10 protein-coding genes are annotated in these 11,469 nt (G+C 63.3%); 4 read left to right on the top strand and 6 right to left on the bottom strand.

Annotation, left to right across the window (positions count from 1 at the left end; genetic code table 11):
* From ACIQ2A_RS23695 to ACIQ2A_RS23675, 5 genes are all read right to left on the bottom strand, one after another.
* Window positions 1-174, bottom strand: a 174-nt coding sequence (locus ACIQ2A_RS23695) for an ATP-grasp domain-containing protein (protein ID WP_398484066.1), incomplete at its 3' end; no start/stop codon positions are given.
* 207 nt (window positions 175-381) lie between these two features.
* On the bottom strand, window positions 382-1,347 hold the full coding sequence (gene mdh, locus ACIQ2A_RS23690; RefSeq protein ID WP_398484064.1) for a malate dehydrogenase: 966 nt from the start codon (window positions 1,345-1,347) through the stop codon (window positions 382-384).
* Between the two features lie 379 nt (window positions 1,348-1,726).
* Entirely contained in the window at window positions 1,727-2,914 is a 1,188-nt protein-coding gene (gene zapE, locus ACIQ2A_RS23685; protein ID WP_398484061.1) for a cell division protein ZapE, read from the bottom strand.
* Between the two features lie 207 nt (window positions 2,915-3,121).
* Window positions 3,122-3,673, bottom strand: coding sequence for an RNA 2',3'-cyclic phosphodiesterase (gene thpR, locus ACIQ2A_RS23680; RefSeq protein WP_398484059.1), 552 nt, complete (start codon window positions 3,671-3,673; stop codon window positions 3,122-3,124).
* Between the two features lie 325 nt (window positions 3,674-3,998).
* Window positions 3,999-4,691 carry an arylesterase gene (locus ACIQ2A_RS23675; protein WP_398484057.1) on the bottom strand — a complete coding sequence of 231 codons (693 nt, stop codon included), beginning with the start codon at window positions 4,689-4,691 and terminating at the stop codon, window positions 3,999-4,001.
* Here ACIQ2A_RS23675 and ACIQ2A_RS23670 point away from each other — a divergent pair.
* The 4 genes from ACIQ2A_RS23670 (at window position 4,690) to ACIQ2A_RS23655 (ending at window position 10,055) form a co-directional block, all read left to right on the top strand.
* Window positions 4,690-5,400, top strand: a complete 711-nt coding sequence (locus ACIQ2A_RS23670; protein ID WP_398484055.1) for an ABC transporter ATP-binding protein — start codon at window positions 4,690-4,692, stop codon at window positions 5,398-5,400. The two genes, ACIQ2A_RS23675 and ACIQ2A_RS23670, sit on opposite strands and share 2 nt — an antisense overlap.
* Window positions 5,400-7,964, top strand: coding sequence for an ABC transporter permease (locus tag ACIQ2A_RS23665; RefSeq protein WP_398484053.1), 2,565 nt, complete (start codon window positions 5,400-5,402; stop codon window positions 7,962-7,964). The genes ACIQ2A_RS23670 and ACIQ2A_RS23665 overlap by 1 nt, the downstream gene beginning before the upstream one ends.
* A 295-nt stretch (window positions 7,965-8,259) precedes the next feature.
* Window positions 8,260-9,045, top strand: coding sequence for a Bax inhibitor-1/YccA family protein (locus ACIQ2A_RS23660; RefSeq protein ID WP_398484051.1), 786 nt, complete (start codon window positions 8,260-8,262; stop codon window positions 9,043-9,045).
* A 485-nt stretch (window positions 9,046-9,530) separates the two neighbouring features.
* On the top strand, window positions 9,531-10,055 hold the full coding sequence (locus ACIQ2A_RS23655; protein WP_398484048.1) for a GNAT family N-acetyltransferase: 525 nt from the start codon (window positions 9,531-9,533) through the stop codon (window positions 10,053-10,055).
* A gap of 696 nt (window positions 10,056-10,751) precedes the next feature.
* Here ACIQ2A_RS23655 and ACIQ2A_RS23650 read toward each other — a convergent pair.
* On the bottom strand, window positions 10,752-11,111 hold the full coding sequence (locus ACIQ2A_RS23650; RefSeq protein WP_398484046.1) for a DUF2794 domain-containing protein: 360 nt from the start codon (window positions 11,109-11,111) through the stop codon (window positions 10,752-10,754).
* Between the last annotated feature and the right edge of the window lie 358 nt (window positions 11,112-11,469).

Raw genomic sequence — 11,469 nt, 5'->3', positions numbered from 1 at the left:
CTTGCCCTTGCCGCGACCGCCGGCATGGATCTGGCTCTTCACGACCCAGAGCGGACCGCCGAGCTGCTTGGCTGCGGCTTCGGCTTCTTCAGCCTTGAGGACCGGCACGCCCTTGGAGACGGGCACGCCGAACTCCTTCAGGACGGCTTTCGCCTGATATTCATGGATATTCATAAGATGCTCCCGAACCCCCGATGGTGAAATTGGAATTCACGCCGTTTCTTTGAATTGGCATACCGTATACCACGAGTGCCGGATGTCAAAGCGAGCGGTAATTCCGTGTGACGGACGAAGTTGGCTTGGTGGGTTCGTCGCAGGGATGGCCAACCACGTCAAATGCAAAACCGGCACCCCAGGGGTGCCGGTTCATTTCAGTCCGTTTTAGCCGAGCAGGTCGGGCGCGATCTTCTTGCAGGCGTCCATCAGGCCGACCACCGAAGCGACCGACTTGTCGAAGCCTTCCTTGTCCTTGCCGACGAGCTCGATCTCGACGATGCGCTCGACACCCTTCGCGCCGATGACAACGGGGACGCCGACATACATGTCCTTGACGCCATATTCACCGTTGAGGTGAACGGCGCAGGGCAGCACGCGCTTCTTGTCCTTGAGATAGCTCTCGGCCATCGCGATCGCGGAAGCGGCCGGGGCGTAGAAGGCCGAACCGGTCTTGAGCAGGTTGACGATCTCGGCGCCGCCATTGCGGGTGCGATCGACGATTTCGTCGATGCGGGCCTGAGAGGTCCAGCCCATCTTCACCAGGTCCGGCAGCGGGATGCCGGCAACGGTCGAGTACTTGACCAGCGGGACCATGGTGTCGCCATGGCCACCGAGCACGAAAGCGGTGACGTCTTCGACCGAGACGTTGAATTCATCGGCCAGGAAGTAGCGGAAGCGGGCGCTATCGAGAACGCCGGCCATGCCGACGACCTTGTTCGCCGGAAGACCCGAGGCCTTCTGCAGCGCCCAGACCATGGCGTCGAGCGGGTTGGTGATGCAGATCACAAATGCGTTGGGGGCGTACTTCTTGATGCCCGCACCCACCTGCTCCATCACCTTGAGGTTGATCGAGAGCAGATCGTCGCGGCTCATGCCCGGCTTACGCGGCACGCCGGCGGTGACGATGATGACGTCCGAGCCTTCGATCGCTTCGTAGGAGTTGGCGCCCGAGAGCTTGGAGTCGAAGCCATCGACGGGCGACGACTGGGCGATATCCAGCGATTTGCCCTGCGGGGTGCCTTCGGCGATGTCGAACAACACCACGTCGCCGAGTTCCTTGAGGCCGACGAGGTGAGCCAGCGTTCCGCCGATCTGACCCGAGCCAATCAGTGCGATCTTATTACGCGCCATGAGAAAATATCCTTTGAACCCGCAGGGGTGGGAGGAGGGAGCAGGAAATGCCGAGAGGCTGGTTATCGCTTTCGCCGCATGCGTTCAAGTCAGCCCCTGCCCATTTGTCGGGCGGGAGGTCAGCGTTGCGGATTTGGGGGCGGTGATTGGAGGAGAACTAAACTCGCCTGTCGTCCCCGCGAAGGCGGGGACCCATACACACCGCCATCGGCGGTGGCATACAAGGCCGCTGCCGCGCGCTGCCTCATAGCTTTGGAGCCTATGAGGCCGTAGGGCGGATTAGCGAAGTGCAATCCGCCGGCCGATTGCATGGTTGAAACGCCGCGGCGGATGACGGCTTCGCCTGATCCGCCCTGCGGCTCTCGCTCGTGGAGAGAATCTACGTCTCGACCAGCCCCGTGCTCGATCCACTCGCCGTGGAATCGCTGCGCCCGTGAGGCAGCGCCAGATATGTCTCCGACCCCATCTCGAACAAGCGCGACGCGGTGCGGACGAATTCGAACTTCTCGGTGCCCTGATCGGCCGAATAGAGATCCGGTGGCTCGGCCGCTGCGGTCGCCATCAGCTTCACGCCATTGTCATAGAGCGTGTCGATCAGCGAGATGAAGCGCTTGGCCGCATTGCGGTTGGCTTCGGTCATCGCCGGCACATGTTCGATGAACAGCGTGTGATATTCATGCGCGAGCTTGAGATAGTCGGATGCGCCGAGCGGCTTCTCGCAGAGATCATTGAACGTGAAGCGCGCAACGCCCTGTGCTTCCAGCGGCACCTGCAGCTTGCGTCCCTTGACGTTGAGCTCGCGCGATTTGCCTGCAGCGCCGCCGGTGAGCTTCGTCCAGGCTGCATCGAGTGCCGCCTTCGCCGCAGCGTCATCCGGTACCAGCCAGCTCTTCACGCCGACCAGTTTCTCCATGCGGAAGTCGGTGCGCGAGTCGAGCTTGCGCACCTCCATATGATCTTCGATCTGCTTGATGAAGGGCAGGAACAGCGCGCGGTTGAGGCCGCCTTTATAGAGGTTCACCGGCTCGACATTGGATGTCGCGAACACCACGGTGCCCTGCTCGAACAGCCGTGCGAACAGCCGGCCAAGGATCATCGCATCGGCGATGTCGGTCACGTGAAATTCGTCGAAGCACAGCAGCCAGGCTTCCTCGAAAATCGAATTCGCCGTCAGCGCAATGACGTCGCTGCTGTCGGCGATCTCGCCGCTCGCGATCTTCTGGCGGAAGCCATAGATGCGCTCATGGGTATCGGCCATGAATTCATGGAAATGCGCGCGGCGCTTGTGCTCGACCGAGCTGCTCTCGAAAAACAGATCCATGAGCATGGTCTTGCCGCGGCCGACCTCGCCGTGGACATAAAGCCCCTTCGGCGGCTGCGCATCCTTGTCGCCACCGAACAGGCGACCGAAGAAGCCCTTTTTGCGCGGCGGTTCGTAGGTCGCGAGCTTTGCATCGAGCGCCGCAATGGCCTCGACGGCCTGCGCCTGCGCCGGATCGGCCTCGATGGTGCCGGCGGCGACGAGGGTTCTGTATTGTTCGCGGAAGGATGTGGGGGCGGCAGACATGGGCGCCTAACGGCCCCATGCGGGGGGAAATTGCAAGATGGGATTTCGGGGAGGCGGATATGCGGCGAGCGGCGTTGTGCCATCTCAGTCTGTCGTCGCCCGGCTTGACCGGGCGATCCAGTAGACACCGGCCGTTCCGCCGATCACTGCTAGCGGTGTCTACTGGGCCACCCGGTCAAGCCGGGTGGCGACAATCCGGAGCGGAGATCACGCCGCCCGTACCCTCTCGCTCAGCTCATACGAATTCTCCACCAGATACGGCCCGCCACCGGTGGATGCCCGCGACGAGAACAGCACGAACTGTTCCGCCGTGAATGTCTGCGTCGGAAAATATCCGCGCACCGAGAGATAATCGGCCACGTCCCAGCTCGACGCGTCGCGCAGCCGGGCCAGCGTCACATGCGGGGTGAATTTGCGCGGGTCGGGTCCAATGCCGCAACGGCGGATCAGCCGCTCGAGCTCGGCCTGCAGCTCCATCAGCGGCTTGCTCGGCTCCACATGGGCGACGATGGCGCGGGGTTTATGACCGCCAAAGCTCGTGAGCCCGCGGATCTCGACCTTGAATGGCCGGCGCTCGATGCGCGCCATCAGATAGGCGATCTCGTTCGCGGAAATGCCGTCGATGTCGCCGATGAAGCGGAGGGTGACGTGATAATTTTCGGGGTCGATCCAGCGCGCGCCTGGCAGGCCGCCACGTAAATTGGCCAATCGCTGGCCGATCTCGACTGGAATTTCCAGTCCGGCGAATAAACGCGGCATTGTCAGCTCCTTTTTGTCGGGGCGCGATTTTCGCCGAAAGGTGCTGGTGCATTGTGTGCTGACGCACGCACCGCTCGGCGAAAATCATGCCCGACAAACGAGCCGGTGAATCGGAGCAGGCTACGAATCACCGATGTCTAAAATCTATCCGAGTTATGTGACTTCGCGAAGCAAAGCGTGTCATCGCAGTGTCAGGTTCCGGATAACTCGGCAGTGTCACGCAAGGGTCGTAGGATGGGTTGAGCGCAGCGATACCCATCACCACCAGCGCCTGTCGTGATGGGTATCGCTGCGCTCAACCCATCCTGCAAACTAAGCACCTTGCTCAGCTTTTCGGCGCAAGCGCTGCCACGAAAGCCTCCACCGTCGGTAAGATCTTGTTCACCACGACATCGACGCCTTCCGCGGTCGGATGCATGCCGTCGGGCAGATTGAGTTTGCTCTCGCCCGCCACGCCATCGAGAAAAAACGGATAGAGCGGCACGTCGAACTGTTTGGCGAGATCTGGATAGATCGCGTTGAACTTGTCCGCATAGTCGCGGCCGTAATTCGGCGGTGCCAGCATGCCGCAGAGCAGGACCTTGATGCCGCGCGCCTGCAGGCGCTTGATGATTTCGGTGAGGGCTTCCCGCGGAATTTTCGGATCGACGCCGCGAAGTGCGTCATTGGCGCCAAGCTCGAGGATAACACCCTGGGTGCCATCGGGCACCGACCAGTCGAGCCGGCCGAGCCCGCCCGAGGTGGTATCACCGGATACGCCGGCATTGGCGATCTCTACGGCGATGCCTTTGTCCGTCAGCGCCTTCTGCAGCCGGACCGGAAATGCCGCGGGACCCGGCAGATTGTAGCCCGCGCTCAGCGAATCCCCGAGCACCACGAGCTTCAACGGCTTGGCCCCGGCCTGCGCGAAAACCGGCGCCTGCGGCAACATGACGAGCCATCCGGCAAACAACAGGCACGCAAACGTGCGCAACCACCCCTCGACCGCCGCAAACGAAGTGCCATATGACACCGACATGGACACGCGCATCGACACCTCATCATCGGCCGGCACTGCGCCGGACACCATTTCCATCTCGAACCTCAACCTGTCGCTCGGCACCGGTGCCGCGCGGGTGCATATCCTGAAGGATATCAGCCTGCGCGTCGGATCGGGCGAGGCGATCGGGCTGATCGGCCCGTCGGGCTCCGGTAAATCCACGCTGCTGATGGTGATGGCGGGGCTGGAGCGGCCTGACTCTGGTCAGGTGGTGGTCAATGGCACCGCTTTCAATGATCTCGACGAGGACGGATTGGCGCGCTTTCGCGGCCGCCATGTCGGCATCGTCTTCCAGTCCTTCCATCTGATCCCCACTATGACGGCGCTGGAAAACGTCGCTGTGCCGCTGGAACTCGCGGGCCATTCCGATCCGAATGGCCGAGCTGCGAAGGAGCTCGAAGCCGTCGGGCTGGGCGCTCGCCTGCATCATTACCCGCGCCAGCTCTCCGGTGGTGAGCAGCAGCGCGTCGCCTTGGCGCGGGCGCTCGCGCCCGATCCGGCGATCCTCGTGGCCGATGAACCGACCGGCAATCTCGATGAGAACACCGGCAGCCAGATTGTCGACCTGCTGTTCGCGCAACATGCCGAACGCGGCATGACGCTGGTGCTGGTTACGCATGACAATGCATTGGCGGAACGCTGCGACCGTGTCGTACGCCTGCGCTCCGGCCATATCGAGACAGCCTGATGGCTGTCATCACGGACAATGCCGCGCCGACGCGCGGCCCGTCGCTGGCCTTGCGTTACGCGCTGCGCGAGATGCGCGGCGGCCTCAGCGGCTTCTATGTTTTCATCGCCTGTATCGCGCTTGGCGTGCTCGCCATTGCCGGCGTCGGTTCGGTAGCGGCCAGCCTGAGCGATGGCCTCGCCCGCGAGGGCCGGACGCTGCTTGGCGGTGATGTCGCCTTTTCCCTGATGCAGCGCGAGGCGAAACCGGACGAAATCGCCTTCCTCCGCCAGCGCGGCGACGTTTCCGTTGCGGCAACATTGCGCGGCATGGTGCGTGCGCCGGATGGCAATCTGGCGCTGGTCGAGATGAAGGCGGTGGACTCCGCCTATCCCTTGCTCGGTGGCTTGAAGCTGACGCCCGACATGCCCGTCAGCGATCTGCTCGTTGAACGCGACGGCGCTTATGGTGCCGCGACCGACACGACGCTGCTGGCGCGCCTCGGCCTCAAGCTCGGCGATCGCGTCACCGTCGGCAGCGCCACGTTCCAGATCCGCAGCGTCGTCGATTCGGAGCCGGACAAGCTCGCCGGCGGCGTCGGCTTCGCACCACGTTTTCTCGTCAGCGAAGATGCCCTGCGCGCCACCGCATTGCTGCAGCCCGGCAGTCTCGTGCGCTGGATCTATCGTGTTCGTCTGGCGGACGGCGGTGAGCGCGCGGCCAAGGCGCTGACCGACGATGCCCGCAGCCAGTTGCCGCAGGCCGGCTGGGAAATTCGTTCGCGCGACAATGCATCGCCGCAGCTCGAGCGTTCGATCACGCGCTTCACCCAGTTCCTGACGCTTGTCGGCCTTGCTGCATTGCTGGTCGGCGGTGTCGGCGTCGCCAATGCCGTGAAGAGCCATATCGATCGCCGCCGCGAGGTGATCGCCGCACTGAAGGCGCTCGGCGCCACCGGTCGCGATGTGTTCGCGATGTATCTGACCCAGGTGATGGTGCTCGCCGGCGTCGGCTCGCTGATCGGCCTTGCGCTCGGCGCGGCACTGCCTTTCGCCATTGTCGGCCTGCTCGGCAATCTGTTGCCGTTGCCGGTGGTGCCCGCGCTGCATCCCGGCGCTCTCGCCTTGTCGCTGCTCTACGGCCTGCTGACCGCGCTCGCTTTCGGCCTGTGGCCGCTGGCGCGTGTGCATGACGTGCCGGTGGCCGCGCTGTTCCGCGACGCCGCGCATACGGAAACCCGTCGTCCGCAGACCCGCTATCTGGTCTGGATGGTGCTGGTGGTGTCGGTGCTGATCGCCGTCGTGATCGGCCTTGCCTATGACAAGCGTGTCGCTGCCATCTTCGTCTTGTCGTCGGTCCTGGTCTTCGCCCTGTTGCGCGGTATCGCCAGCGTACTGATGTCCATTGCGCGCAAACTGCCGCGGCCGGGCCTCACCATGCTGCGGCTCGCCATCGCCAACATCCACCGGCCGGGCGCACTGACGCCGTCGGTGGTGATGTCGCTTGGTTTGGGCCTCACCGTGCTCGTGACCATTACCCAGATCGACGGCAATCTGCGTCGTCAGTTCATAGCCTCGCTGCCGGACAAGGCGCCGTCGTTCTACTTCATCGACATTCCCTCCACCGAGGCCGATCGTTTCGGCGCGTTCCTCAAGGAAAAGCAGCCGCAATCGACGGTGGAGGAAGTGCCGATGCTCCGCGGCCGGATCGTCGGCGCGCGCGGCGTCAAGGCGGAGGATCTCAAGCCGTCGAGCGATGCGGAGTGGGTTCTGCAGAGCGACCGCGGCATCAGCTACACCGATGAGGTGCCGCGCGGCTCCAAGGTGGTCGAAGGCGCGTGGTGGCCGAAGGGCTATAGCGGCCCGCCGCTGGTGTCGTTCGAGAAGAAGCTCGCCGATGGGCTCGGGCTCAAGCTCGGCGACGATGTCGTGGTCAATGTGCTCGGCCGTGACATCACCGCGAAGATCGGCAGCCTGCGCAGCGTCGATTGGCAGAGCCTCGGCATCAATTTCGTGCTCGTCTTCTCGCCCAACGCGTTTCGCGGCGCGCCACATACGCATATCGCGACCCTGACGGAGCCGCAGACGGCGCCCGCGCAGGATGCTGCGCTGGTCAAGGCGGTGGCGGATGCGTTTCCGATGGTGACGACGGTCCGTGTCCGCGAAGCGCTCGATACGGTCGGAACGGTGGTGACCAATCTGACGCTGGCGATTCGCGGCGCCAGTGCAGTGACGCTGTTGTCAGCAATCCTTGTGCTTGGCGGCGCGCTCGCCGCCGGCCATCGTCACCGCGTCTATGACGCCGTGATCCTGAAGACCCTCGGTGCCACCCGCGCACGGCTGCTCGGCGCCTATGCGCTCGAATATCTGATGATCGGGTTCGCCACGGCGGTGTTTGGTGTGCTTGCCGGCTCGGTGGCGGCGTGGCTGATCGTCACGCGGCTGATGAATCTGGGTTTCGTCTGGCAGAGCGGCAGCGCTGCGGGGGTCGTTCTGGCAGCGCTTATTGTCACAGTCGGGCTCGGTCTATTGGGTACGTTGGTAGCCCTGACCCAGAAGCCCGCCACCGTGTTGCGGAATTTGTGACCCGTTTCGGTACGATGCGGTCACTCTAGCGGGTGATTCGTGCAAAACCGGTGCGGAATCGGCAAGCCGCTGCGCGTGAAACCGTTTACCGGTTTCCTGCGCAGCTGCGCGGAGCGACATTCCGCCACGCGTGGAAGCTTGCAGCGAATGTGTTAGTTTACCACATACCCTTTGGGTCAGGCCTTCAGCGTTTGTGTCGAGATATTCATCCCGGACGGCGCTGGATCTGGGATATAATCGGACCAGCGACGCACACCCTTTGCGGGCGCCTGGACAACTTATCGAGGTTTCGACCATGTCGGATCTAGACCGTAACTATGCTTCTCCCTTCGGCCGGGCCGGCGCGCGCGACACCGCCGCGGTCGATGCCGGGCTGCGCTCCTACATGCTGCGCATCTACAACTACATGACCATCGGCCTGGCCATCACCGGCTTTGCCGCTCTGGGCGTATATATGGGCGCCGTCACCGACGCCTCGAATGCCGTGGCGCGGGTCGGTTCGACCCATCTGTCGGCGTTCGGCTATTACATGTTCGCCAGCCCGCTGAAGTGGGTGTTCATCGCGGCCCCGCTGGTCATGGTGTTCGCCATCTCCTTCGGCATCAACCGCCTGAAGCCGGCCACCGCGCAGCTGCTGTTCTGGGCCTTCGCAGCCCTGATGGGCATCTCGCTGTCGTCGATCTTCCTGGTGTACACGCACACCTCGATCGTGCGCGTGTTCTTCATCACGGCGGCGTCGTTCGGTGCGCTGAGCCTCTACGGCTACACCACCAAGCGTGACATGACGGGCATGGGCTCGTTCCTGATGATGGGCCTGTTCGGCATCATCATCGCGAGCGTCGTGAACATCTTCGTCGCCTCGTCGATGCTGCAGTTCATCGTCTCGGTGGTCGGCGTGCTGATCTTCGCAGGCCTCACCGCCTACGACACCCAGCGCCTGAAGAACGACTACATCTACGGCTACGCCTCCCAGGGTGGCGATGTTGCGGAACGTGCCGCGATCACCGGCGCCCTGTCGCTCTACCTGAACTTCATCAACCTGTTCACGCTGCTGCTGCAGCTGCTCGGACAGAAAGAGTAAGGTCGGCGCAAGCCTGATGGGATCGAAGCCCCGGCGAGAGCCGGGGCTTTTTTCTTGTCCCCTCCAGCTTGCGGGACGGCTATCGCATATGAATGTTGATGGGCATACGCAGCCATCCTTCGAGACGCGGTAGAAGGCGACCGCTCCTCGGAGCCTGACTGGAAATGCGGTCCATGAAGCGCAGTACACTCTGTCCCTCATGGTGAGGAGGCGCGTAGCGCCGTCTCGAACCATGAGTTGGCCGGGTTCAGAGCCTGCGGCCATCCTTCGAGACGCCGCTGCGCGGCTCCTCAGGATGAGGGCAGAGTATGGCGCTGTAGAAGACCCTCATGGTGAGGAGCCCGCAAAGCGGGCGTCTCGAACCATGCAGGCCGAACACCATCCTCATCGGCCAGGAGGCATATGGGATAGCCATGCGCGCATGCAGCTGAGGGACAAACAAGCCGGGGCTTTTCTTTCTCGGACTGCAAAAATACTGTTCCCCCATGTCCGACATCACCATCCGCGCCGCCACGGCCGCTGACCTGCCAGCCATCACCGCCATCTATGAAGAAGCGGTCCTGCACGGCACCGCGACCTTCGAGATCGATCCACCGGATCTTGCCGAGATGGCACGGCGCTTCGAGGGGCTCGCCGGCGGCGGCTTTCCCTATTTCGTGGCTGTCGATGGCGATCAGGTGCTCGGCTATGCCTATGCCGGTCCGCACCGGCCGCGTGTGGCCTACCGTTTCACGGTCGAGGACTCGATCTATCTTGCCCCGGCAGCACAGCGCCGCGGTGTCGGCGGCAAATTGCTCGCGGCACTGATCGACGCCTGCGAATCAAAGGGCTTCCGGCAGATGGTTGCGGTGATCGGCGACAGCACCAATGCCGGCTCGGTGGCCGTCCATCGCAATGCGGGCTTCCAGATGATCGGCACCCATCCGAATGTGGGCTTCAAATTCGGCCGCTGGCTCGACACCGTGTCGATGCAGCGGGTGCTGGGCGCGGGCGGCGCCACGCTGCCGTGAGGTGATGCGCGGAGGCTTGTGGTTTCCCTCCCCGGAGCGAAGCGAATGGGGAGGGCCCGCCGACAGGCGGGGTGGGGACTTTCCCCACGTGACGTCGGAGGAAGCACCCCACCCGTCTCGAGGCTCGCTGAACGCTCGCTTCGATCCACCCTCCCAGCTGCGCCGCTTCGCGCCTTGGAGGAGGGAGAACATCGCGCCTGCAAGAGTTTAGTTCTCTTTCTGTTCTTGACAAAATTCCCATCTTGCTCCATATCCCCTCCGTCTCGTTCGTGAGGGGCGCTCTCATGAGGCGTCTTTGAGCGGAACGTGGATGCGGCGCCTGCGGGCAGGGGAGGACGTACCTCCTGCACTCGGGTGGTCGGGGGTAACCGTCCGGCCCCACTATGGGGGTCTGCCGCTAGTGCGCGGCTGGACGTGGTGCGGGCGAAGGCGGAGAAATCCGTCGGATGGCTCCCTATGGGGAGCGCCCAGTACCCGGAAGAACGGTCCTTCGGCCAGAAAGAACGTCGCGGTGGCGCGCCGTAAGGCGTTGCGCTGTTCGGCTTCGCTGGCGATCCAGCGTTGAACGGATGGCGTCAAGTCCCACCCAAGTGCGCCTTGCGGCGTGCCACCTCCCCTCATGTCTCGCGGGGAGAAATGCTCACAGCTCGGACGCGCAAGCGTCGCGAGATCGATGAGCCGCGGGCAAGCGTTGTCTCACACCACCGCCAGTTTGCGATCGATCACCAGCAGCACCCGGTCCAACTCGTGGCCGCGGCGGAGGATCATGCCCGTCGCCGAGATGACGCTGTACATGCCCTGTTTGCGCGCCAGCCGCGGATCCTTCTCGATGCGGTAGATCGGCATTTCAGACGCACGCCGGAACACGGAGAACACCGCGCGGTCGCGCAGAAAATCGATGGCGTAATCGCGCCATTCGCCGTCAGACACCATCCGTCCGTAGAGATTGAGGATGCGGCTCAGTTCGATGCGGTTGAAGCTGACGATCGGGGCCGGCGCCGGACCCGTCGTCCCGCGATTCGAACTTGGGTCATTGTCTCCCGGAATCACGTGCATCGGCGCCTCCTCTCATATCACTTACATGATCGCGCCATGGGCCCTGGGCTGCAAGACCAGATTCAGCCGCCAGACGGTAAGAAATCTTCCGTCACGGGAACGTTAGGCGAATCTTATTGCCGCCAAAATTTGGCCCAGCCGACGCCCTTGTGGCTTGCGATAAACAGATACTGCGTCGGGTCCGGTTCTTCCGGTCTCGGATTCCTCAGCCCCCAGCCCCCCGTGGTCGTTGGGATCGGACCCTGCGCAGTGAGTATATTAATCCCCACTGGGCCAACGCGAGTTGGTCCTTTTCTTTTTGTGGGGTGGGTGGGCTTTCTCAGCCGTCATTGCGCGCGCAGCGAAGCAATCCAGACCT

The sequence above is a fragment of the Tardiphaga sp. genome (genome assembly GCF_044336785.1).
Taxonomy (GTDB): Bacteria; Pseudomonadota; Alphaproteobacteria; order Rhizobiales; family Xanthobacteraceae; genus Tardiphaga.
The sequence above is the reverse complement of the archived record's forward strand: the minus strand, read 5'-3'. Positions and strand labels throughout refer to the sequence as shown.

Bases quoted from the DNA above. Each gene is read 5' to 3' on its own strand.
- ACIQ2A_RS23675 (WP_398484057.1), bottom strand. From the start codon at position 4,691: ATGTCGGTGTCATATGGCACTTCGTTTGCGGCGGTCGAGGGGTGGTTG.
- mdh (WP_398484064.1), bottom strand. From the start codon at position 1,347: ATGGCGCGTAATAAGATCGCACTGATTGGCTCGGGTCAGATCGGCGGA.
- ACIQ2A_RS23660 (WP_398484051.1), top strand. From the start codon at position 8,260: ATGTCGGATCTAGACCGTAACTATGCTTCTCCCTTCGGCCGGGCCGGC.
- thpR (WP_398484059.1), bottom strand. From the start codon at position 3,673: ATGCCGCGTTTATTCGCCGGACTGGAAATTCCAGTCGAGATCGGCCAG.
- ACIQ2A_RS23655 (WP_398484048.1), top strand. From the start codon at position 9,531: ATGTCCGACATCACCATCCGCGCCGCCACGGCCGCTGACCTGCCAGCC.
- ACIQ2A_RS23650 (WP_398484046.1), bottom strand. From the start codon at position 11,111: ATGCACGTGATTCCGGGAGACAATGACCCAAGTTCGAATCGCGGGACG.
- ACIQ2A_RS23665 (WP_398484053.1), top strand. From the start codon at position 5,400: ATGGCTGTCATCACGGACAATGCCGCGCCGACGCGCGGCCCGTCGCTG.
- zapE (WP_398484061.1), bottom strand. From the start codon at position 2,914: ATGTCTGCCGCCCCCACATCCTTCCGCGAACAATACAGAACCCTCGTC.
- ACIQ2A_RS23670 (WP_398484055.1), top strand. From the start codon at position 4,690: ATGGACACGCGCATCGACACCTCATCATCGGCCGGCACTGCGCCGGAC.